The organism is Flexivirga sp., assembly GCF_035551235.1.
Lineage (GTDB): Bacteria > Actinomycetota > Actinomycetes > Actinomycetales > Dermatophilaceae > Flexivirga.
In genome coordinates, this window is sequence record NZ_DASZNO010000021.1 from 195331 (window position 1) to 217389 (window position 22059).

At 67.8% G+C, this 22059-nt stretch carries 21 protein-coding genes and 1 pseudogene; 8 read left to right on the forward strand and 14 right to left on the reverse strand.

The window, feature by feature from the left end; all coding sequences use genetic code 11:
• Positions 1-7: 7 nt before the first annotated feature.
• Positions 8-1135 (reverse strand): PheS-related mystery ligase SrmL, encoded by a 1128-nt coding sequence (gene srmL / locus VG502_RS06160; protein ID WP_325549146.1) that lies wholly within the window; start codon positions 1133-1135, stop codon positions 8-10.
• 264 nt (positions 1136-1399) lie between these two features.
• Between srmL and VG502_RS06165 the strand changes: the two genes are divergently transcribed.
• The 3 genes from VG502_RS06165 to VG502_RS06175 are packed head-to-tail and all read left to right on the forward strand — an operon-like array spanning position 1400 to position 2723.
• On the forward strand, positions 1400-1756 hold the full coding sequence (locus tag VG502_RS06165) for an ArsR/SmtB family transcription factor (RefSeq protein ID WP_325549147.1): 357 nt from the start codon (positions 1400-1402) through the stop codon (positions 1754-1756).
• Complete coding sequence (locus VG502_RS06170) at positions 1753-2241, forward strand: SRPBCC family protein (RefSeq protein ID WP_325549148.1); 489 nt, start codon at positions 1753-1755, stop codon at positions 2239-2241. The genes VG502_RS06165 and VG502_RS06170 overlap by 4 nt, the downstream gene beginning before the upstream one ends.
• Positions 2241-2723: a VOC family protein gene (locus VG502_RS06175; protein ID WP_325549149.1), complete on the forward strand. Its 483-nt coding sequence runs from the start codon at positions 2241-2243 to the stop codon at positions 2721-2723. Before VG502_RS06170 ends, VG502_RS06175 begins: the two co-directional genes overlap by 1 nt.
• 10 nt (positions 2724-2733) lie before the next feature.
• Here VG502_RS06175 and VG502_RS06180 read toward each other — a convergent pair whose 3' ends face one another.
• From VG502_RS06180 to uvrA, 11 genes are all read right to left on the reverse strand, one after another.
• The gene (locus VG502_RS06180) at positions 2734-3084 is read right to left on the reverse strand and encodes an RNA polymerase-binding protein RbpA (RefSeq protein WP_325549150.1); all 351 of its coding nucleotides are present in this window, start codon (positions 3082-3084) and stop codon (positions 2734-2736) included.
• Between the two features lie 53 nt (positions 3085-3137).
• Positions 3138-3380, reverse strand: coding sequence for a preprotein translocase subunit SecG (gene secG, locus VG502_RS06185; protein WP_325549151.1), 243 nt, complete (start codon positions 3378-3380; stop codon positions 3138-3140).
• Positions 3381-3497: 117 nt separating this feature from the next.
• Positions 3498-4316, reverse strand: coding sequence for a triose-phosphate isomerase (tpiA, locus tag VG502_RS06190; protein WP_325549152.1), 819 nt, complete (start codon positions 4314-4316; stop codon positions 3498-3500).
• A gap of 3 nt (positions 4317-4319) precedes the next feature.
• The gene (locus VG502_RS06195) at positions 4320-5522 is read right to left on the reverse strand and encodes a phosphoglycerate kinase (protein WP_325549153.1); all 1203 of its coding nucleotides are present in this window, start codon (positions 5520-5522) and stop codon (positions 4320-4322) included.
• Positions 5523-5558: 36 nt separating this feature from the next.
• Positions 5559-6554: a type I glyceraldehyde-3-phosphate dehydrogenase gene (gap, locus tag VG502_RS06200; RefSeq protein WP_325549154.1), complete on the reverse strand. Its 996-nt coding sequence runs from the start codon at positions 6552-6554 to the stop codon at positions 5559-5561.
• A gap of 118 nt (positions 6555-6672) precedes the next feature.
• Positions 6673-7653: a DNA-binding protein WhiA gene (gene whiA, locus VG502_RS06205; RefSeq protein ID WP_325549155.1), complete on the reverse strand. Its 981-nt coding sequence runs from the start codon at positions 7651-7653 to the stop codon at positions 6673-6675.
• Between the two features lie 70 nt (positions 7654-7723).
• Positions 7724-8668, reverse strand: coding sequence for a gluconeogenesis factor YvcK family protein (locus VG502_RS06210; RefSeq protein ID WP_325549156.1), 945 nt, complete (start codon positions 8666-8668; stop codon positions 7724-7726).
• A gap of 22 nt (positions 8669-8690) precedes the next feature.
• The gene (rapZ, locus tag VG502_RS06215; protein ID WP_325549157.1) at positions 8691-9590 is read right to left on the reverse strand and encodes an RNase adapter RapZ; all 900 of its coding nucleotides are present in this window, start codon (positions 9588-9590) and stop codon (positions 8691-8693) included.
• Complete coding sequence (gene uvrC, locus VG502_RS06220; protein ID WP_325549158.1) at positions 9587-11680, reverse strand: excinuclease ABC subunit UvrC; 2094 nt, start codon at positions 11678-11680, stop codon at positions 9587-9589. Before uvrC ends, rapZ begins: the two co-directional genes overlap by 4 nt.
• A gap of 126 nt (positions 11681-11806) precedes the next feature.
• Positions 11807-12325, reverse strand: a complete 519-nt coding sequence (locus tag VG502_RS06225; RefSeq protein ID WP_325549159.1) for a Rieske (2Fe-2S) protein — start codon at positions 12323-12325, stop codon at positions 11807-11809.
• 80 nt (positions 12326-12405) lie between these two features.
• Positions 12406-15537, reverse strand: coding sequence for an excinuclease ABC subunit UvrA (gene uvrA, locus VG502_RS06230; protein ID WP_325549160.1), 3132 nt, complete (start codon positions 15535-15537; stop codon positions 12406-12408).
• Between uvrA and VG502_RS06235 the strand changes: the two genes are divergently transcribed.
• The 5 genes and pseudogenes from VG502_RS06235 to VG502_RS06255 form a co-directional block, all read left to right on the forward strand.
• Positions 15536-16258, forward strand: a complete 723-nt coding sequence (locus VG502_RS06235) for an MBL fold metallo-hydrolase (protein ID WP_325549161.1) — start codon at positions 15536-15538, stop codon at positions 16256-16258. The two genes, uvrA and VG502_RS06235, sit on opposite strands and share 2 nt — an antisense overlap.
• A gap of 35 nt (positions 16259-16293) precedes the next feature.
• Positions 16294-17052: a C40 family peptidase gene (locus VG502_RS06240; RefSeq protein ID WP_325549162.1), complete on the forward strand. Its 759-nt coding sequence runs from the start codon at positions 16294-16296 to the stop codon at positions 17050-17052.
• A gap of 31 nt (positions 17053-17083) precedes the next feature.
• The gene (locus VG502_RS06245) at positions 17084-17977 is read left to right on the forward strand and encodes an EamA family transporter (protein ID WP_325549163.1); all 894 of its coding nucleotides are present in this window, start codon (positions 17084-17086) and stop codon (positions 17975-17977) included.
• Between the two features lie 15 nt (positions 17978-17992).
• Complete coding sequence (locus VG502_RS06250) at positions 17993-19045, forward strand: tartrate dehydrogenase (protein ID WP_325549164.1); 1053 nt, start codon at positions 17993-17995, stop codon at positions 19043-19045.
• Between the two features lie 30 nt (positions 19046-19075).
• Positions 19076-19171 (forward strand): annotated as a pseudogene (locus VG502_RS06255) (NAD(P)-dependent oxidoreductase); the annotation flags it as partial.
• 61 nt (positions 19172-19232) lie between these two features.
• Here VG502_RS06255 and VG502_RS06260 read toward each other — a convergent pair.
• Positions 19233-20675 carry an MFS transporter gene (locus VG502_RS06260; protein WP_325549165.1) on the reverse strand — a complete coding sequence of 481 codons (1443 nt, stop codon included), beginning with the start codon at positions 20673-20675 and terminating at the stop codon, positions 19233-19235.
• A gap of 84 nt (positions 20676-20759) precedes the next feature.
• Complete coding sequence (locus VG502_RS06265) at positions 20760-22016, reverse strand: aspartate aminotransferase family protein (RefSeq protein WP_325549166.1); 1257 nt, start codon at positions 22014-22016, stop codon at positions 20760-20762.
• Between the last annotated feature and the right edge of the window lie 43 nt (positions 22017-22059).

Sequence of the window (22059 nt, forward strand, 5' to 3'; positions counted from 1 at the left end):
GGGTTCCTCACCCGATCAGTTCTCGGACCGGCCCCTCGTGGATCGCGAGGTAGACGGCGTCGCGCAACCGGTTCGCCTCGTCCGCGGTCAGCGTGTGGTCGATGGCCCGCAGAGTCATCCGCACCAGCGCGTTCACCTGTCCGGCACGTAGGCCCAACCGCCGGCGAGCACCCTCCGGCAGGTCGTCGTATGACGTGACTCCCACCAGCTCGACCGCTTCCAGATCCTCGGCGCGGTCACCGAGCGCCGAGCGGATGCGATCGCCGAGCACCTCCTCGTCGGTGCCCCAGCGCAGGACAACTGACAGGTCCCGCCGCACCGGAGGCATCATCGAAATTGGTTGATACGACGACAGATCCAACATCTGCCGCGCTACCCGGGGGTCGCCGGAGCGGAGCAACCGGATGTCCGGCACGTGCTTGCGTAGCATCAGAGCGCGATCGAGTCCAAGACCGGCAGCCACCCCGGTCCACCGCTCGGACGGTAGTCCGGCGGCATCGAGCAGCCACGGTGCGACCAGGCCACCCTCGGCCAGCTCGAGCCATTCGCCCGAGGCGTCGTCCCACACGTCGAGTTGCAGCCCACCGACCGTGTAGCTGTGTAGCGACGACGTCACCCGCCAGCGGCATCCGGGCAGCACGGCGTCGGCGATCGCCCCCAGTTGAGCGACCAGGTCGTCAGCGGTCCACGACGTGGTGCGGCCCACCCGCCACAGGTCGAGCTGATGCGGCTCCCCCGTGTGCGTGCGGTCGATCGCATCGCGCCGGTAGGCGAGTCCGGCGGCGGCATACAGCACGTTGTCCACGCCATCGTGACTCGCGAGTGCGACCGGCATCATCGCGCTGGTATGGCTGCGCAGCATGACGGTCGGGCTCACGTAGCGCGAATACCTCCCATTACGAGTCACATCCGCGGCGCCATAACCGAGCGCGTCGTAGTTCGCTGCCACCGACACGAGGGGACTGTGCCGGACGCGGCGGACTTCGCTGCCGCTCAGCCGGGCCACCGCACGGACGATCTCGTCGTCGAGCTGCTGCATGGCGTGCGGTCCCGCATCCGGGTCGGTCAGATCGCGCAGTTCGAGGGCAGCGCGCAGTTCGTCGTCACTCAGGTGGTCGGTCTGGTTGGTGGTCATGAAGGATCCTCTGCTCGGTCGGGTCGGGAAGCTCACTCCCTCGACCGGCGCGGCGGACCTCAGCTGCGCACGGCGCCGAGCCCACGACCGAACACCGGTCGAGGGCAACGAAATCGCCGCGGGTATGCCATGACCGGAACGATAGACCCGGACGGCCGGCAGCCGCCAACGATTTTTACTCAACCAAATGGTTGACAAGACGCGACGCAGCCGCCTAGATTCTCATTATTCAACCAATTGGTTGACTACCTACGAGACAGGACGATGATGGATCAGCTCTCCCAGGTGTTCGCGGCATTGGCCGACCCGACGCGGCGCGACATCGTCGCTCGGCTGACCACCGCGGACGCCACGGTCAGCGAGCTGGCCGCGCCGTATGACGTCAGCATCCAGGCCGTGTCCAAGCACCTGAAGGTGCTGGAGGGTGCCGGGCTGGTTTCGCGCGGCAAGGAGGCGCAGCGGCGTCCGGTCCATCTGGAAGCAGAGGTCTTCGACCTGATGAACAAATGGATCGAGCGCTACCAGCGCCAGGCGGAGCAGCGTTACCAGCGGTTGGACGCGGTGCTCGACGAACTCAACGACCGCAGCAGCACTCCGGCACAGAAGGGCCACGCATCATGAACACCACCGATACCCGCGAAGCAGTGATCGAGGCGGACGAGAAGCTCCCGATCATCCGAACGACCCGTGATTTCAATGCAACTCCGGCGCAGCTGGTCAAGGCGCACACCGACCCCGAGCTCTACGCGCGATGGGTCGGACCGCACGGCATCACCACCGAGATCGACTACTGGGACGCCCGCACCGGCGGCAGCTGGCGGTTCCTGAACACGCACGACGGCGAGGAGTACGCCTTCCGCGGCTGCTTCCACGAGGTCACCGACTCACGCATCGTGCAGACCTTCACGTGGGAGGCGATGCCCGAGGGCGTCTCCCTCGAGACACTCACCTTCGAGGACCTCGGCGACGGTCACACCCGGCTGCACGCACAGTCCCTCGTCGAGTCGTTCGAGGCCCGCGACGGCTGGCTCGCCAGCGGCATGGAGGTCGGCATCAACGACGGTTACGCGAAGCTGGACGCCCTGTTGACCGAAGGGGCGCTGTGATGAGCGAGCTGAACGCGATCCGCCCGTGCTTGTGGTTCCACGACAACGCGGAGGAGGCGATGAAGTTCTACGTCGACGTGTTCCCGGACTCACACATCGACGGGATCGAGCGCTACCCCGACGAGTCGCTGGACGAACATTTCCAGGGCATGGCCGGAAAGGTCATCAATGGCCGGTTCACCCTGAACGGCGTGCAGTTCAGCTGCCTCGACGGCGGCCCGGCCTTCACCTTCAACGAGGCGGTGTCGTTCACGGTCGCGTGCGCGGACCAGGCGGAGATCGACCGCTACTGGCAGGCGCTCTCGGCTGTTCCGGAGTCGGAGCAGTGCGGCTGGTGCAAGGACAAGTACGGCGTCAGCTGGCAGATCCTGCCGGCGAACCTGGATGAGTTGATGACCGGCCCGGCCGCCATACAGGCGCTGATGGGCATGCAGAAGATCGTCATCGCCGACCTGCAGGCCGCGACCGACGCCCGAGAGTGACGCCTGGGAGTTACTGGATGAGGCCGCGCTGGCGCAGGGTGTCGAGCGCCTCGTCGAGGATGACCGCGCCCTCCTCGTCGGAGCGACGCTCCTTCACGTAGGCGAGGTGAGTCTTGTACGGCTCGGCCCGCGGCGCAGCCGGCGGGTTGGCCTCGTCCTGGCCGGCGGGCAGGCCGCAGCGCGGGCAGTCCCAGGTCTCCGGCACCGCGAGGCCCGGCTCCTGGGCGAAGCTCGGCCGGGTCTCGTGACCGTTGGCGCACCAGTAGGAGACGATCACTCGAGGAGCTGCATCGCCGCGCTCGGCCTCGCCCATCGGCCCGGCTCCGACACGACTACCTCGAATTGCATTGCCACCGGCCACGATTGCTCCTTGACAGCGTCAGGTTTGAAACGGGGATGTAGAAGAGATTACGACTACTGGAAGCGTGCGACGAGGCCCAGGCCGACAATGGCCAGAACCCAGATGATGCTGGCGATGATCGTCAGGCGGTTGAGGTTCCGCTCCGCGATCGAGGACCCGCCGAGGCTGCTGCTGACACCGCCACCGAACATGTCGGAGAGGCCGCCACCCTTGCCCTTGTGCATCAGAATCAGCAGCACCAGGAAGAGGCTGCTGATGACCACAACCGCCTGGAGCGCGATGCGCATGCCGTCCACGCTGGAGACTCACCTTCACGTCGAGAAGAACTGTATCGGCGCCATACGGGCACCTCGGACAACGTTACACGGCCGGGCGGCCGAAAGCCGCGCCGACCGTGCCAACGGACCGTCCGGTCAGAGCACCGCGCCCTGGTGCGCCTTGAACCGGCAGATCGCGGCGAACTCCGCGGGGTCCAGGGACGCACCACCGACGAGTGCACCGTCGACGTCATCGCGCGCCATGATCGACGCGACGTTGCCGGACTTGACCGACCCGCCATACAGGACGCGCACCTGGTCGGCGATGTCGGCGGAGTGCAACTCGGCGACCGTGTTGCGCAGCGCGGCACATGCCTCCTGCGCGTCATCGGGCGTCGCCACCTCGCCGGTGCCGATCGCCCAGATCGGCTCGTAGGCGACGACGAGGGACGCGACGTCACTCGCCGCGATGCCGTCGAGCGCCGCGGTCAGCTGCGCCACGATGTGAGCGACCTGGCCGCCTTCCTTGCGGACCTCGAGCGGCTCGCCCACACACAGGATCGGCGTCAGCTCGTGGCGCAGCGCCGCCTTGACCTTCGCATTGACGATCTCGTCGGTCTCCTGATGGATGGTCCGTCGCTCGCTGTGTCCGACGATGACGTAGGAGCAGCCCAGCTTGGCCAGGAACTCACCGGAGATGTCGCCGGTGTAGGCGCCCGAGTCGTATGGCGACAGGTCCTGCGCGCCGAGCTGCAGCTTCAGCCGGTCACCGTCGATGAGGGTCTGCACCGACCGGATGTCGGTGAACGGCGGGATGACCGCGACCTCGGTCTCGTCGTGGTCGTGCCGCTTGTCCTTCAGCGTCCAGTCGAGCTTCTGCACCACGACGGTCGCCCGCTGGTGGTCCAGGTTCATCTTCCAGTTGCCGGCGATGAGCGGGATGCGTCCCGCCGGGGTTTCCTTGCTGTCCGCCACTGTTCAGTCCTCCAACACGCTCAGGCCGGGCAACGTCTTGCCCTCCAGGAATTCCAGGCTCGCGCCGCCGCCGGTCGAGATGTGCCCGAAGTCGTCGTCCGCGAAGCCGAGCTGCCGGACCGCGGCGGCCGAGTCGCCACCGCCGACAACGGTCAGGGCGCCGTCCTTGGTCACGTCGACCAGCGCCTGCGCGAGCACCTTGGTGCCCTCGGCGTACGGCGCCATCTCGAAGGCACCCATCGGGCCGTTCCAGAAGACCGTCCTGGCGGTGCTGATCGCATCGCCGAACGCCTTCGCCGACTCCGGGCCGATGTCCAGGCCCATCCGGTCCGCGGGTATGGCGTCGACCGCCACCACCTCGTGATCGGCGTCGGCCGAGAATTCGGTGGCGGCCACGACGTCCGTCGGCAGGACGATCTTGACTCCGCGGTTCTCGGCGTCGGCGAGGTAACCCTTGACCCGGGAGACCTGGTCCTGCTCGAGCAGGCTCTTGCCGACCTCGTGACCCTGGGCCGCCAGGAACGTGAAGACCATGCCGCCTCCGATGAGCAGCATGTCGGCCTTGCCCAACAGGTTCTCGATGACTCCCAGCTTGTCGCTGACCTTCGCGCCGCCGAGCACCACGGCATACGGGCGCTGCGGTGACGTGGTCAGCCGGCGCAGCACGCCGACCTCGGTCTCGACCAGGCCACCGGCCGCCTGCGGCAGCCGCTCGGCGATGTCGTAGACGCTCGCCTGCTTGCGGTGCACGACGCCGAAGCCGTCGGAGACGAAGGCGTCGGCGAGGTGGCTCAGCTGGTCGGCGAACGCGCCGCGCTCGGCATCGTCCTTGCTGGTCTCACCCGGGTTGAAGCGGAGGTTCTCCAGCAGGGCCACCTCGCCCTTGTGCAGCTTGTCGACGGTCTCGTTGGCTGACTCCCCCACCGTGTCGGTGGCGAAAAGCACTGGGAAACCAAGCAATTCGGACAGTCGGTCTGCGACGGGACGCAAGGAGAACTTCGGGTCGGGCGCGCCCTTGGGCCGGCCCAGGTGCGCGCACACGACGACCCGGGCGCCTGCATCGGCCAGCCGCCTGATGGTCGGCACCGACGCACGGACGCGTCCGTCGTCGGTGATCTCACCGGCGTCGTTCAACGGCACATTGAGGTCACTGCGGACCAGCACGGTCTTGCCGGCCAGGTTGCCCAGGTCGTCATACGTTCGCATGGGGATTCCGTTCCTCCCGGAGGTGAGGGCGTGGACTCAGAGGCTCTTGCCGACGAGCTCGACGAGGTCGGCCAGCCGGTTGGAGTAGCCCCACTCGTTGTCGTACCAGCCGACGACCTTCACCTGGTTGCCGATGACCTTGGTCAGGCCCGAGTCGAAGATGCAGGAGGCCGGGTCGGTGACGATGTCCGAGGAGACGATGGGGTCCTCGGTGTAGCGCAGGAACTTGCCGTCGGCGGCCTTCTTCACCGCGGCGTTGACCTCCTCGACCGTCGTCTCACGGCTCGCCTCGAAGGTCAGGTCCGTGGCCGAGCCGGTCGGCGTCGGGACACGCAGCGCGTAGCCGTCGAGCTTGCCCTTCAGCTCCGGCAGCACCAGGCCGATCGCCTTGGCTGCGCCAGTGGAGGTCGGCACGATGTTGATCGCGGCGGCGCGTGCACGGCGCGCGTCCTTGTGCGGCCCGTCCTGCAGGTTCTGGTCCTGGGTGTAGGCGTGGATGGTGGTCATCAGGCCCTTGACGATGCCGAACTCGTCGTTGAGGGCCTTGGCCATCGGGCCGAGGCAGTTGGTGGTGCAGGACGCGTTGGAGATGATCGTGTGCTTGGCCGCGTCGTAGGCGTCATCGTTGACACCCATCACGATCGTGATGTCCTCGTTCTTGGCGGGCGCGGAGATGATGACCTTCTTGGCGCCACCGTCGATGTGCACCTTGGCCTTCTCGGCGTCGGTGAAGATGCCGGTCGACTCGATGACGACGTCGGCGCCGAGGTCACCCCACGGCAGCTTGGCCGGGTCGCGTTCGGCGAACGCCTTGAACGTCTTGTCACCGGCGGTGATGTCGGTGTCCGTCGAGGAAACGTCACCGGGGAAACGGCCCAGGATGGAGTCGTACTTCAGCAGGTGCGCCAGGGAGGCGTTGTCGGTCAGGTCGTTGACACCGACGATCTCGATGTCGGCGCCGGACGCGACGACCGCCCGGAAGAAGTTGCGGCCGATGCGGCCGAAGCCATTGATTCCCACACGGACGGTCACAGGCGACTCATCCCTTTCTGTTGGTCAGGTGATGTGCATCTGAGGCGGTGTCGAGGCCGGCACCGCCGTATCGACAGCATCGAGCCTATTTGATCGCGGCCATCCGCTCGAATGCGTCCTACTGATCGAGCATGTCCGCCGTCAGCGCCGCCTCGGTGTTGGGTATGCCGAGGTCGGCCGCGCGCTTGTCGGCCATCGCCAGCAGGCGTCGGATGCGACCGGCGACCGCGTCCTTGGTCATCGGCGGATCGGCCTTCTGACCGAGCTCCTCGAGGCTGGCCTCCTTGTGGGTCAGCCGCAGGCGGCCGGCCTCGGCCAGGTGGTCGGGCACCTCGTCGGCCAGGATCTCCAGCGCCCGCTCCACCCGGCTGCCGGCCTGGACCGCTGCCTCGACGGAGCGACGGAGGTTGGCGTCGTCGAAGTTGGCCAGGCGGTTGGCCGTGGCACGCACCTCGCGGCGCATCCGCCGCTCCTCCCAGGCCATGAAGGCATCGGTCGCACCCAGCCGGGTCAGCATCACGCCGATGGCATCACCGTCGCGTATGACGACACGGTCGACACCTCGCACGTCACGGGCCTTGGACTGCACACCGAGCCGTCGTGCCGCACCGACCAGGGCGAGCGCCGCCTCCTGGCCCGGGCAGGTGATCTCCATCGACGAGGAGCGTCCCGGTTCGGTGAGCGAGCCGTGCGCGAGGAAGGCGCCACGCCAGGCAGCCTCGGAGTCGCAGATCGAACCATTGACGACCCGAGGAGGCAGGCCACGAACCGGCCGGCCACGATGGTCGATCAGTCCGGTCTGCCGGGCGAGCGCCTCACCGTCGTGTGCGACCCGCACGATGTAGCGACTGCCGCGTCGCAGCCCGCCGCCGCTCATCACCAGCACCTGTGGTGTCTGGCTGTAGAGATCGGCGATCGCCTGCCGCAGCCGACGAGCGGCAGCCGCGGTGTCCAGCTCCGCCTCGATGACGATCCGGCCGCCGATGATGTGCAGGCCACCCGCGAACCGCAGCATCGCCGAGATCTCCGCCTTGCGGCAGCACGTTTTCGTGACGACATGTCTGCTGAGTTCGTCCTTGACGGCTGCGGTCATCGACATGTCGTTTCAGTTCCTTGGTATTGCTCTGGAGAGGTGTGCTCATGCTACGTGTCGTGGCGACGCGAAACAGTCACTCCACCACATCACGATAGGCCGCTGCCAGACGCAGGGTGTCGTGCGCGCCCGGTCGATCCGAGTCTGCCACGTCCGCGAAAACTACTTCAGCGCCTAGCGATTGGGCAGTGGAGCGCAACTGCTCGCCGCCGTCGAACACCACAGTAGGGTCGGCCAGCACCACATCGAGATGCAACTCGGGCGCGTGTGCGGCCAGCACCTCGAGGTGATCGGAGGCACTGAATCCGGTTGTCTCACCGGTGTTCATGACCATGTTGAGGGTGAGCATCCGCTTGGCCGTCGTGTGCACCAGCGCCTCGCGCAGGTCGGGCACCAGCAGGTGCGGCATCACCGAGGTGAACCACGATCCCGGTCCGAGGATCACCCAGTCCGCGTCATACACGGCGTCGACGGCCTCCTGGCACGCCAGTGGCGGATCCGGGTTGAGACGCACACCGAGGACCCGACCCGGGGTCGTGGCGACCTCGACCTGGCCGAGGATCTCGGTCACCTCGTCCGGTTGCTCCGGGTCGGCGCCCAGCACGCTGGCCTCGATGCGCAGCGGCTCGGCGGCCATCGGCAGCACGCGGCCGCGGGCACCCAGCAGCCGGCCGACCAGGTCGAGTCCGGCGATGGGTTCGCCGAGCAGATCCCACAGCGACGCGATGATGAGGTTGCCGAGCGAATGACCACCGAGCGGGCCCTCGCCCGCGAAGCGGTGCTGCAACGCGTCGGCCCACTGCAGGCCCCACTCGGAGTTGTCGCAGAGCGCGGCCAGCGCCATCCGCAGGTCGCCGGGCGGGAGGATGTCGAACTCCTCACGCAACCGCCCGCTCGAGCCGCCGTCGTCGGCGACCGTCACGATCGCGGTGATCTTGTCGGTGACCAGTTGCAGGGCCTGCAACGACGCGAAGAGCCCGTGACCGCCACCGAGGGCGGCCACCGCCGGACGCCGGGTCACGACCGGTGTCCCGTGCGGCGCTTCACTCGCGCCCCAGATCGCGGTGTACGACGAGAGACTTCACCTCACGCGAGTTGAGCCGGTCGGCCAGCGCCTCGGCCATCGCCACCGACCGGTGCTTGCCGCCGGTGCAACCCACGGCGAGCGTGACGTAGCTGCGACCCTCGCGCAGGTAACCCGCGGTCATCGGCTCCAGCAGGCTCAGCGTGCGGTCGAGGAATTCCTTCGCGCCGGGCTGGGCCAGCACGTAGTCGGCGACGATCGACTCCTGCCCGGTGTGCGGTCGGAGCTGCGGATTCCAGAACGGATTGGGCAGGAACCGCATGTCGAAGACGAGGTCGGCGTCCAGCGGGATGCCGTACTTGAAGCCGAACGACATGACCGCGATCCGCAACGCGGGCCCGTCGTCTCCGCCGACGAACTCGCGCACCTTGCTGCTGAGCTGGTGGACGTTCAGGCCACTGGTGTCGATCAGGATGTCGGCGGTCGCGCGCAGGTCGCGCAGCGCTTCGCGCTCCCGTTGTATGCCGTCCAGCAGCCGCCCCTCGTCCTGCAGCGGGTGCGGCCGGCGCACGGACTCGAAGCGCCGTACCAGGGCCTCGTCGGTGGCGTCCATGAAGATGACGGTGGGCCGCCAGCCCTCGTCGCGCAGGTGGTCCAGGCCTTCGCGGAAGTCGGTGAAGAATTCCCGGGACCGGACGTCGACCACGGCCGCGAGCTTGGGCACCGACTCGCGGTTCTCGATGCCCTGCTTGGCCAGCAGGTCGGCCATCGCCACCAGCAGCTGGGGCGGCAGGTTGTCGATGACGTACCAGCCCCGGTCCTCCAGCACGTTGGCCGCGGTGGTGCGGCCGGCACCGCTCATGCCGGTGACAACGATGAGCTCCGGCGCCAGCTCCGGGGACTCGTCCACGTCCGTCATCGGGTGGTCTCCTTCTCATTCGGCGCGTCGTTCGGCGCGTCGTTCGGCGCGTCGTCGGGCTCATTGTCGGGCTCGTTGTCGAGATTGTCGTCGAGAACTTCACCTGTGGTGAGGTTGACCGCAGGTGTTGTGGCGTCATCCTCTCGCAGGTGTGAATGCACCGTAGCGGCGAGCGCCGGGCCGATGCCCGAGACCGCCTCGATCTGCTCGATCGACGCCGCGCGCAACCGCTTGACCGAGCCGAATTCGCGCAGCAACGCCTTGCGCCGGACGGCGCCCAGGCCGGGTATGTCGTCCAGCGCGGACCGCGTCATCGCCTTGGACCGGCGCTGCCGGTGGAAGGTGATCGCGAACCGGTGCGCCTCGTCGCGGACGCGCTGCAACAGGTAGAGCCCGTCGCTGGTCCGGGGCAGGATCACCGGGAAGTCGTCGCCGGGCAGCCAGACCTCCTCCAGCCGCTTCGCCAACCCGACGACCGCGACATCGTCGATGCCCAGCATCTCCAGCGCGTGGGACGCTGCATCGACCTGGGGCTTGCCGCCGTCGACGACCACGAGCTGCGGCGGGTAGGCGAATCGCTTGGGTTTGCCGGTGGTTTCGTCGATCGGGCCGCTGCCCGGTCCGGGCTCGTCACCGGCCTCGTCCAGCTCGATGTCCCCGGCGTTGTCACGGTCCTGCAGGTAGTGCCGGAACCTCCGGGTGAGGATCTCGTCCATCGCCGCGGTGTCGTCGAGTCGCACGGATCCGTCCGGCTGCGGTGTGCCGCGGACGATGAACCGGCGGTATTCCCCCTTACGGGGCAGGCCGTCCTCGAAGACCACCATGGAGGCGACGACGTTGGTGCCCTGGACGTGACTGACGTCGAAGCACTCGATCCGCAGCGGCGCCTGCTGCAGCTCGAGCGCGTCCTGCAGGTCCTGCAGTGCCTGGCTGCGCGCGGTGAGGTCGCCCGCCCGCGCCACCTTGTGCCGCGCCAGCGACTGTTTCGCGTTCCGGTTGACGGTCTCCATCAGGGTCCGCTTGTCACCGCGTTGCGGCATACGCAGCTCGACGCGGGAGCCGCGGATCTCGGTCAGCAGCTCGGCCATCGCCTCCGGCTCCGGCGGCAGGGCCGGCACGAGCACCTCCCGGGGCACACCCTCGGGTGACTCGCCGCCGTAGACCTGGCCGAGCAGTCGCTCGACGACGTCGGCGAGCCCGAGGTCGCCCTCGCTCTGCTTGTCGACCACCCAGCCGCGCTGACCGCGGATGCGGCCGCCACGGACGTGGAAGACCTGCACCGCTGCCTCGAGCTCGTCGTCCTCGATGCCGAAGACGTCGGCATCCGTGGCGTCGGGCAGAACGACGGCCGAGCGCTCCAGGGCCTTCTCCAGCGCGGCGATGTCGTCCCGTCGGCGCGCGGCGGTCTCGAAGTCGAGATCCGCACTGGCAGCACGCATTTCGCGTTGCAGACGCTTGACGAAGCGGCCGGTGTTGCCGGCCATGAAGTCGCAGAACTCCTCGGCTATCGCGCGGTGCTCGTCGGCGGTCACCCGACCGACGCACGGCGCCGAGCACTTGTCGATGTAGCCGAGCAGGCACGGCCGCCCGACCTGTCCCGCCCGCTTGAAGACGCCACTGCTGCAGGTGCGCACCGGGAACACACGCAGCAACTGGTCGAGCGTCTCGCGGATCGCCCAGGCGTGCGCGTAGGGCCCGAAGTAGCGCGTGCCCTTGCGCTTGGAACCACGCATCACCTGGGCGCGCGGGAACTCCTCGCCCATGGTCACCGCGAGGTAGGGGTAGGACTTGTCGTCGCGATACTTGACGTTGAACCGCGGGTCGAACTCCTTGATCCAGGAGTATTCGAGTTGCAGTGCCTCGACCTCGTTGCGCACGACGGTCCACTCGACGCTCGCGCCGGTCGTGACCATCGTCCGTGTCCGGGGGTGCAGCGCCGCGATGTCCTGGAAGTATGACGACAACCGGCTGCGCAACGACTTGGCCTTGCCGACATAGATGACCCGGCGGTCCTTGTCGCGGAACTTGTAGACACCGGGATCGACCGGGATCTCCCCCGGCTTCGGGCGGTAGGTCGACGGATCAGCCACGACTCCACTCTATGGAGTCCGTCGGACACCCACGAACACCATGCCGAATGACGGCTTCTTCGGCGAGTGACGGCGAGATCTGACCGTCACTCGGCGAGAGAGCCGTCATTCGGCATGAGGGGGGTGTCAGCTGACGATGACCTGGGAACCCTGCACCGTGGCCTTCATCGGGGTGAGTGGTTTGGTGGCGGGGCCGTTCTTGACCGAGCCGTCCTTGGTGCTGAATTCGCTGCCGTGACAGGGACAGGTGATCGTGTCACCGCTGATCTGGCTGACGGGGCAGCCCTGATGGGTGCAGACGTAGCTGAAGGCCTTGAACTCACCCGACGCGGGTTGCGTGACGACGGCCTTCAGGTCGTTGTCGATGACGCCGCTGCCCACCGGCACCTTGGACTTCGCGATGCCCTTTCCACTGCCGGCCGCGCCGGCACCGCCACTCGCGCCGGCCGACCCTGCGTCCGCGGACGACGGGGCAGCCGACGCCGCGCCGGCCGATGATCCCGATGATCCCGATGAGCCGCCACACGCCGCGAGAGCCGCGGACGCCGCCACAGCGCCACCCGCCAGCCCGGCGGAGCGCAATACGACCCGTCGCTGCGTGCCATGGGAAGTGTTCGATGCTTCGTTGCTGTCCGAAGTAGTCATGCACCCCAGCATGCAGTCATTGAATGATCAATTGGTGACCTGGGGCTATGGAACTCCTGTGTGCCGGGACTACTTCCTGCTCATTTCTTGGCCGCCCGCTTCACCGGCTTGCTCACGGTCGCCTTCGCCGTGGCGGCCGGGGTCGCCGACTTCTCGACGGCGGCCGCCGTCCGGGTCCGGCTGGTCGCCTTCTTGGCGGCGGGCTTCTTCGCCGCGGTCTTCTTCCCGGTTGCGGTCTTCTTCGTGGTCGCCTTCGTGGCTGCACTGCGCTTCGCGGCCGCGGCGCTCTGCGAGGGACGCTCGGCTCTCGTCGACTTGGCCAGCAACGCACCGAGGTACTGGCCGGTGTAGCTCTCGGCCACCTCGGCGACATCCTCGGGAGTGCCCGTGGCCACGACGGTCCCACCGCGGTGACCGCCCTCCGGGCCCATGTCGACGATCCAGTCGGCGGACTTGATCACGTCCAGGTTGTGCTCGATCACGATCACGGTGTTGCCCTTGTCGACCAGCCCCTGCAGGACCCCGAGCAGCTTGCGGATGTCCTCGAAGTGCAGACCGGTCGTCGGCTCGTCGAGCACGTAGATCGTGCGACCGGTCGAACGCTTCTGCAGCTCGGCCGCGAGCTTGACACGCTGCGCCTCACCACCGGACAGCGTCGGCGCGGGTTGCCCGAGCCGGACGTAGCCGAGGCCGACGTCGACCAGGGTGTTCATGTGCCGCGCGATCGCCGGCACCGCCGCGAAGAAGTCCTTGGCCTCCTCGATGGGCATGTCGAGCACGTCGGCGATCGTCTTGCCCTTGAAGTGGACTTCGAGCGTCTCGCGGTTGTAGCGCGCGCCGTGGCAGACCTCGCACGGGACATAGACGTCCGGCAGGAAGTTCATCTCGATCTTGAGCGTGCCGTCACCGCTGCACGCCTCGCAGCGACCGCCCTTGACGTTGAACGAGAAGCGGCCCGGCTGGTAGCCGCGCACCTTCGCCTCGGTGGTCTCGGCGAAGAGCTTGCGGACGTTGTCGAACACACCGGTGTATGTCGCCGGGTTGCTCCGCGGGGTCCGGCCGATCGGGCTCTGGTCGACGTGGACCACCTTGTCGAGCTGCTCCAGGCCCTCGACGGTGCGGTGCCGCCCGGGCACGTGCCGAGCACCGTTGAGCTGGTTGGCCAGCACGCTGTAGAGGATCGAGTTGACGAGCGTCGACTTGCCCGAACCCGAAACACCAGTAACTGCAACGAGATTGCCGAGCGGTATGGCGACGTCGACGTTCTGCAGGTTGTGCTCACGCGCACCGCGCACGACGATCTCCCGGCCGTCCTGCGGCCGTCGGATGGCGGGAGTGAGGATCTCGCGCTGCCCCGACAGGTAGGCCCCGGTGATCGAGCCGTCCTGCTCCAGCAGGCCCTTGACCGGGCCGGAGTAGACGACGTTGCCGCCGTGCTCCCCCGCCCCGGGCCCGATGTCGACGACCCAGTCGGCCGTGGCGATGGTGTCCTCGTCGTGCTCGACGACGATCAGCGTGTTGCCGAGATCCCGCAGGCGGGTCAGCGTGTCGATCAGCCGGTGGTTGTCCCGCTGGTGCAGCCCGATGGACGGCTCGTCCAGGACGTAGAGCACCCCGACCAGACCGGAACCGATCTGCGTCGCCAGCCGGATGCGCTGCGCCTCGCCGCCGGACAGGGTGGCGGCCGGGCGGTCCAGTGACAGGTAGTCGAGTCCGACGTCGAGCAGGAACCCCAGCCGCGCGTCGACCTCGCGGATCACCCGCTCGGCGATCTGCCGCTCGCGGGGTGTGAAGTCGACGGTCCCGAGGAATCCGGCGGACTCCGAGATCGGCAACGCACAGACCTCGGCGATCGAGCGGCCGCCGATGGTGACGGCCAGCGACTCGGGCTTGAGTCGTGCCCCGTGACAGACCGGGCATGGAACCTCGCGCATGTAGCCCTCGTAGCGGTCGCGGCTCCAGTCGGACTCGGTCTCCTGGTGCCGCCGCTTGACGAACGGGACCACGCCCTCGAACCCGGTCGAGTAGCTGCGCTCCCGGCCGTAACGGTTGCGGTACTTGACGTGGACCTGGTGGTTCTTGCCGTGCAGCAGAGCTTCCTTGGCGCGCTCCGGCAATGCGTGCCAGGGCGTGTCGAGCCCGAACTTCAGCTCCTCGGCCAGCGCACCGATCACCCGCAGGAAGTAGTCGGACGACTGCGCACCCTGTGCCCACGGCAGGATCGCGCCCTCACGGATCGACTTGTCCTGGTCGGGGATCAGCAGGTCGACATCGACCTCCAGCTCGGTGCCGATGCCGGTGCACGCCGGGCACGCGCCGAACGGGCTGTTGAAGGAGAACGACCGCGGCTCGATCTCGTCCATCGACAGCGGGTGCTCGTTGGGGCAGGCCATCTTCTCGGAGAAGCGGCGCTCTCGCTTCGGGTCGTCGGCGTCGAGGTCGACCATGTCGACCAGCAGCACGCCACCGGCCAAGCCGAGCGCCGTCTCGACCGAGTCGGTGAGGCGCTGCTTGCCGGAGGTGTCGCCCTCCTTGGCCACGAGACGATCGACGACCACCTCGATGGTGTGCTTCTTCTGCTTGGCCAGCTTCGGTGGCTCGGTCAGGGTGACGACCTCACCGTCGACGCGAGCACGGGAGTAACCCTTGGACTGCAGCTCGGCGAACAGCTCCAGGTATTCACCCTTGCGGGAGCGGACGACCGGTGCCAGCACCTGGTAGCGGGTGCGGTCGGGCAGGGTCAGCAGCTGGTCGACGATCTGCTGCGGCGTCTGGCGGCCGACCGGCTCGCCGCAGACGGGGCAGTGCGGGCGTCCCGCCCTCGCGAACAGCAGGCGCAGGTAGTCGTAGACCTCGGTGATGGTGCCGACGGTCGACCGCGGGTTGCGGTTGGTCGACTTCTGGTCGATCGAGACCGCGGGCGACAGGCCCTCGATGAAGTCGACGTCCGGTTTGTCCATCTGGCCCAGGAACTGCCGGGCGTATGCCGAGAGGGACTCGACATACCGACGCTGCCCCTCGGCGAAGATGGTGTCGAAAGCCAGCGACGACTTGCCCGATCCGGACAGCCCGGTGAAGACGACGAGCGCGTCGCGCGGGATGTCGATGGAGATGTTGCGAAGATTGTGCTCACGGGCACCACGCACCCGAAGGTGGTCGTGACCCCGACTGGATGGCACGGTGAGAGACGTCGACAAAGGCACGACGACCATGCTAGGTCGCACCACCGACAACCCGGAATCCGCGGACGACCGACAGGAGAATTCGATGACCTACGACGGCACAGTGACACCAGGTGACCCGCCCGCCACACGTGACATCGGCATCGCCCGGATCAGCAAGATCAGCGTCTCCGACATGCACAACAACGTCTACCTGATCACCGATGCCGCGACAGGTGACGCGCTGCTGATCGACGCCGCGAACGAGTGGCCCGCCATCCGCGCGATGATCGAGGCCGACGGTGGCCGGGTGACCCACCTGGCCACCACCCACCGGCACTTCGACCACGTCGGTGCCCTGCCCGAGGCAGCGCGCGAGACCGGTGCGCAACTGCTGGCCGGCACGGACGACGCCGAGCATCTCCCGGTGCCCGTCGACCGCGGCCTGCATGACGGCGACACCGTGCAGGTCGGCGACCTGCGCTTCGACGTCGTCGTACTGCGCGGCCACACGCCCGGCTCGATCGCGCTCTCCGTGCGCGGCACGGACGGCGGCACGCATCTCTTCACCGGCGACTCGCTCTTCCCCGGCGGCGTCGGTGCGACGAATCGCTATGATTACCAGTCGTTCCCACAGCTGATCGATGATGTCGAGGAGCGCATCTTCGGTCGGTATGACGACAACACCTGGGTCTACCCCGGACACGGCGACGACACCACGCTCGCGGCCGAACGCCCCCATCTGGCCGAATGGCGGGAGCGGGGGTGGTGAGTGCACGAGCCGGTCGCACCGTGTTTGATGGCATGGTGACGAATGACACGGATTCGACCCGGACGGCAATTGTCAACGTGGACATCACCGGCTTGTGGAACACACCGGATTCCCCGCGCCCGATCGATGCGCCGCTGATCGCCGACCGGCCCGACCACAGCCGCTGGCTGGCCGACATGGATGGCACGCCGACCCTCGAGGAGGGCCGCCTCGGCCTCTACGACCGCTTCGACTCCGAGCTGCTGCACGGCGAGCCGGTCATCGTCACGTCCGGCGACACCGGCGGCTGGACGAGGGTCACGTCACCGTGGCAGCCGTATGACGGCAGCGACACCGGTTACCCCGGCTACGTGCGCACCGCGCACCTGCGGCCGGTCGAGGGCACCTCGCCGGAGGAGCTGCCCGGTGGTAGCACCGCGGCGTCGATCGACGCGTTCCTCGAGGAGGCACGCACCCACATCGGCCTGTCCTACCTGTGGGGCGGCATCTCCCCGAGCGGCCTGGACTGCTCTGGCCTGGTCCACTACAGCCTGCGCCGGCTCGGCCTCGTCTTCCCGCGGGACGCCGGCGACCAGTACCGCGCCTGCGAGGACACTCCGATCGAGCAGGCCCGACCCGGCGACCTCTACTTCTTCGCGCAGCCGGGCAAGCCGATCCACCACGTCGGCATCGTCACCGGGCCGGGTCGCATCCTGCACTCCCCCTCCACCGGCGAGGACGTCGTCGAGGAGGACATGCCCGCGAAGCGCCTCGAGACGCTGACCCAGGTCGGCCGCATCCGCCAGCTGCAATGACGCCTCGGCCGCGCGACACATGAGACCACGTGTGCTCGAAAGCCGATACGGCGCGGGGCCCGTCCCCGCGCCGTTCCTCGTGCTCGGTGCCATCCTCTCCGTGCAAGTGGGCGGAGCACTCGCCGCCACCCTGCTGCCCATGGTCGGCGTACCCGGGTCCGTCGCGCTGCGGTTGCTGATCGCTGCGATCATCGTGCTCGCCTGGACCAGGCCCTCCCTTCGCGGCCGCAGTCGTGCCGATTGGACGGCCGTCGCGTCATACGCGATGGCGCTGGGCGCGATGAATCTGTGCTTCTACGGGTCGCTGCAACGGCTGCCGATCGGGGTCGCGGTCACCATCGAATTCATCGGTCCGCTGATCCTCTCGGCGGCTCTGTCCCGGCACGCGCGCGACGGCGCCGCGGTCCTCCTCGCCGCTGCCGGTGTCGCGCTGGTGTCCGGCGCCCTCGGCACTCCACTGCACGAACTCGACGGCATCGGCATCCTGCTGGCGCTGGCCGCCGGTGCCTGCTGGGCGGCATACATCATCACGTCACGGCGGACGGGACAGCACTTCGCGGGCGTCGACGGGCTGGCCATCGCGATGGCGCTGGCCGCCGTGGTGGTGCTGCCCTTCGGCGTGCTCGAGGCCGGCCGGGACCTGATCGGTGGTGAGGCCCTGCTCAAGGGGTTGGGCATCGCGGTGCTCTCCTCGGCACTGCCCTACTCGCTGGAGATGGTGGCGCTGCGACGCCTGCCGCCGAACATCTTCGGGATCCTGCTCTCCCTCGAACCGGCCGTCGCAGCCCTGGCCGGACTGGTCGTGCTCGGCCAGCAACTGCCCCCGGTGAAGCTGCTCGGCATGGTTCTCGTGGTGAGCGCGAGCGCGCTCATCCTCGGCGCGCGACGCGACGACACCGCCGAGCCTCCCCCGCAGGATCTATGACTAGCATCGGACGGCATGGGAGCGAGCTACACGATCGATGTCATTCCCGGCGACGGAATCGGTCAGGAGGTCATCCCGGCAGCGACGGCCTGCGTCGACGTGCTGGCCGAGCGTTTCGGCTTCGAACTCCAATGGCGCGAACGGGATTGGGGTTCGGACTTCTATCGCGCCAATGGCCGGATGCTGCCGGTGGACGGGCTGGAGCAGATGGCCGACGCGGACGCCATACTCCTTGGCGCAGTGGGTGATGTCGACATCCCGGACGACGTCACGCTGTGGGGCCTGCTGATCCCGATCCGGCGTGAGTTCGACCAGTACATCAACCTGCGACCCAGCCGCACCCTGCCGGGCGTGCCGTCACCGCTGGCCGGTGACAAGAAGCTCGACGTCGTCGTCGTACGCGAGAACGTCGAGGGGGAATACTCCGAGATCGGTGGCCGGTTCCGCCGTGGGCAGCCGGACGAATTGGCTTTGCAGGAAGCGATATTCACTCGCAAGGGGGTCTCCCGGGTCACCCGCTTCGCCGCCGAGCTGGCGACGGAGCGAAGCGGCCGGCTGGTGTCGGCGACCAAGTCCAACGGCATCATCCACACGATGCCCTTCTGGGACGAGGTCGCGCGCGAGACCGTCGAGGAGTTCCCGGGCGTCACCCTGGAGAAGGTGCTGGTCGACGCGCTCGCTGCGCGCGTGGTGCTCGCGCCGGAGAGCCTCGACGTGATCGTCGCGTCCAACCTGTTCGGTGACATCCTCTCGGATCTGGCTGCGGCCGTTGCGGGTTCGCTCGGCGTCGCGCCCAGCGCCAACCTGAACCCCGAGCGCGAGCACCCCTCGCTCTTCGAACCGGTCCACGGCAGTGCACCGGACATCGCCGGCAAGGGTATGGCGAACCCGGTCGCCGCCATCTGGGCGGGCGGCATGATGTTGCGCCATCTCGGTCAACCGGAGGCGGCCGACACGTTGGAGGCGGCGTTCGGCGCAGTGCTGGCCGAGGGCACCCGCACCCGCGACCTCGGCGGCACCGCGTCGACGACCGAATTCACCGAGGCGGTCCTGGCCCGGCTGCGCTGACCCGTCGCGTCCTCGGCAGCACCGGGACGCGGCATCGGCAAGGCCGTCGCCATCGCCTACGCCCGAGAGGGCGCCGACGTGCTCATCTCCCATCTCAGTGAGGACGCCGACGCCGAGGACACCAGTTACGTCTCCGGCGCACGAGTCGCCGTCACGGGTGGGCGACCCATCCTCTGACGCGCGTCCGTCACTGCTCGCGCCGTGGGCGGCGCCCGCGAGTCCCGAACTCCCTTGAGACGTCACGGATTCCGGACACGTTGTGGATGCCGCTGCGCTCGCGGCGCTCCTCCTCCGCCGGATCCTCACCCGGGATCCCACGGCCGCGGATCGAACGACCTGCAGTCTCGGGCACCTTCACCAGCCCGATCGCACCGATGACCATCGCCAGCATCATGTAGTAGGCCGGCATGTAACGGCCGCCCCAGCCGACCATCCAGTCGTTGACCAGTGCCGAGGTGCCGCCGAACGCCGCGGTGGAGATGTTGTAGCTGATCGCCATACCCGCGTAACGGACGTGTGCTGGGAACATCGCCGGGAAGGTCGCCGAGATCGTGCCGAGCTGCGGCAGGTAGACCAGACCGAGAACCGTGAAGCCGACGATGGCCCAGCCCATGCCGTGGCCCATCAGCCAGAAGCACGGGATCGCCAGCACGAACATCGCAGTCAGCGAGAACCACCACATCGGCTTGCGGCCGACCCGGTCCGAAGCGCTCCCCGCGATCCAGATCAGCGCCACCATGATCAGTTGTCCGATGAGCAGGACGATGTCGGACTGGGTCGCCGAGATGCCGAGTGAATCGCTCATGTAGGTCGGCATGTACGTCAACAGCGTGTAGTTGGCGATGTTGAGGGCAACCACCATCAGGAACAGCCGCACGATCGGCTGCCAGTAATTCGTGAACAAGTCCTTGAGCGCACTGGTGGCCGCTTGTTCCGCCTCCTCGTTGTCCTGCAACTCACGGAAGACCGGCGTGTCCTCCATCCTGCTGCGCAGGTAGAGCCCGACCAGACCCAACGGCAGTCCGATCAGGAACGGGATGCGCCAGCCCCACGAGGTCATCGCGTCGTCGCTGAGCGACGCGCGCAGGATGAGCACGACGGCCAGACCGCCGCTGAAGCCCAGCAACGTGCCGCACTCGAGGAACGAGCCCCAGAAGCCGCGCTTCTTGTCCGGCGAGTACTCGGCCATGAAGGTCGCGGCACCGCCGTACTCACCACCGGTGGAGAAGCCCTGCACGATGCGCAGCAGCACCAGGAAGATCGGCGCCCAGACCCCGATCGACTGATAACTGGGGATGAAGCCCACCAGAGCCGTGCCGACCGACATCAGGATGATGGTCATCGCCATCACCTTGTTGCGACCGAGCCGGTCCCCGATCGGCCCCCAGACGATGCCGCCCAGTGGACGAAGCACGAAGGACACCGCGTAGACCAGCAGCGTGGCCGCGTTGCCCGCGTTCGGGAAGAAGTTGTGCGTGATCTCGGCGGTCAGGTAGGCGTAAACGCCGTAGTCGTACCACTCCGTCGCGTTACCGATCATCGACGCACCGACTGCGCGTCTCAGCGTCTTTTCGTCAACCTCTTGGTCGGAACCACCCGACTCGGCGTGCTTGGTCGTATCCACTGGCATGCGTGCTCCTCCTTGAGGGATGTTGCACTTCTTGTCAGGTGCTACGACGCCCGTTTCCGGGGCGCCGGCAGGGCGTCAACGTGCTCAGCCCTGCAAAACGGAACCGACCGACTCTGCCCACAACGTCGCTGCTTCGTCAATTTCCGACGCGCTCACGACCAGCGCCGGGATCAGCCGGACGACCTCGCCCCACGGGCCACAATTGAGCAGTAGCAACCCTCGCCGGGCGGCCTCCTGCTGGACCGCAGCCGCCGTCGCACCGTCCGGATTCCCGTCCGCATCGCGGAACTCGGTGCCGATCATCAGGCCCAGACCACGCACGTCATGGACCGCGTCATACTTCTCGGCGGTCGCGCGCAGTGCATCGATGAGTTGCCCACCACGCTGCGCCGCATTCTCGACCAGGTTCTCCTCCTGTATGACGTCAAGCGTCGCGATGGCCGCAGCGCATGCGACAGCGTTCGCGCCATACGTACCCCCTTGCGAGCCGGGCCACACCTTCTCCATCAGCGCGGCCGGGGCGGCGATGCCGGACAGCGGGAAGCCGGAGCCGATGCCCTTGGCGGTGACCAGGATGTCCGGCGTCACCCCGAAATGCTCCTGCGCCCAGAACTTGCCGGTCCGACCCCACCCGGTCTGCACCTCGTCCAGGATCAGCAGGATGCCGTGCTTGTCGGCCCGCTCGCGCAGTCCGGCGAAGAACTCGGTGTTGCCCGGGACGTAGCCGCCCTCACCGAGGACCGGCTCGACGAGGAACGCCGCGGTCTCGTTGGGCTGGCTGAGCGTCTGCAAGGTGTGATCGAGCTCCTTGAGCGCGAACTCGGTCGCCTGCTCCACGCTCCAGCCGTAGTAGGTCGGGTTCGGGAACGGCGACACGTGCACGCCGGCCATGAGGGGCGCGAATCCGGCGCTGTACCGGGTGTGGGAGGTCGTCAGCGATGCGGTCGCCACGGTCCGTCCGTGGAAACCGCCGTGGAACACCACGATGTTCGGGCGTCCGGTCGCCTGCCGGGCCAGCCGCAGCGCTGCTTCGACCGCCTCCGAGCCGGAGTTGGCGAAGAAGAGCCGGTCCAGGCCGGTCGGCAGCACCTCGCCGAGTCGCTCGGTCAGGGTCAGCAGCGGCTGGTGCATGACCGTCGTGTACTGCGCGTGGATCAGCTTGCCGACCTGCTCCTGCGCGGCCGCGACCACCTTGGGGTGGCAGTGCCCGGTGCTGGTCACGCCGATCCCGGCGGTGAAGTCGAGGTATCGCCGGCCCGACTCGTCATACAGATTCAGGCCCTCGCCGTGTGTGGCGATGACGGGTGTTGCCTGCTTGAGTGCTCCGGAAAGCTGAGCCATGAGGCCTCCTCTGGACGGGTTGCTCTTGATAGATTGTCGACAA

What these genes read in the sequence shown, in the direction of transcription:
- VG502_RS06265 (WP_325549166.1), bottom strand. Translation starts at nt 22,016, where the DNA reads ATGGCTCAGCTTTCCGGAGCACTCAAGCAGGCAACACCCGTCATCGCC.
- VG502_RS06260 (WP_325549165.1), bottom strand. Translation starts at nt 20,675, where the DNA reads ATGCCAGTGGATACGACCAAGCACGCCGAGTCGGGTGGTTCCGACCAA.
- VG502_RS06250 (WP_325549164.1), top strand. Translation starts at nt 17,993, where the DNA reads ATGGGAGCGAGCTACACGATCGATGTCATTCCCGGCGACGGAATCGGT.
- VG502_RS06165 (WP_325549147.1), top strand. Translation starts at nt 1,400, where the DNA reads ATGATGGATCAGCTCTCCCAGGTGTTCGCGGCATTGGCCGACCCGACG.
- VG502_RS06235 (WP_325549161.1), top strand. Translation starts at nt 15,536, where the DNA reads ATGCTAGGTCGCACCACCGACAACCCGGAATCCGCGGACGACCGACAG.
- VG502_RS06195 (WP_325549153.1), bottom strand. Translation starts at nt 5,522, where the DNA reads ATGCGAACGTATGACGACCTGGGCAACCTGGCCGGCAAGACCGTGCTG.
- VG502_RS06175 (WP_325549149.1), top strand. Translation starts at nt 2,241, where the DNA reads ATGAGCGAGCTGAACGCGATCCGCCCGTGCTTGTGGTTCCACGACAAC.
- whiA (WP_325549155.1), bottom strand. Translation starts at nt 7,653, where the DNA reads ATGTCGATGACCGCAGCCGTCAAGGACGAACTCAGCAGACATGTCGTC.
- rapZ (WP_325549157.1), bottom strand. Translation starts at nt 9,590, where the DNA reads ATGACGGACGTGGACGAGTCCCCGGAGCTGGCGCCGGAGCTCATCGTT.
- VG502_RS06225 (WP_325549159.1), bottom strand. Translation starts at nt 12,325, where the DNA reads ATGACTACTTCGGACAGCAACGAAGCATCGAACACTTCCCATGGCACG.
- VG502_RS06170 (WP_325549148.1), top strand. Translation starts at nt 1,753, where the DNA reads ATGAACACCACCGATACCCGCGAAGCAGTGATCGAGGCGGACGAGAAG.
- srmL (WP_325549146.1), bottom strand. Translation starts at nt 1,135, where the DNA reads ATGACCACCAACCAGACCGACCACCTGAGTGACGACGAACTGCGCGCT.
- uvrA (WP_325549160.1), bottom strand. Translation starts at nt 15,537, where the DNA reads ATGGTCGTCGTGCCTTTGTCGACGTCTCTCACCGTGCCATCCAGTCGG.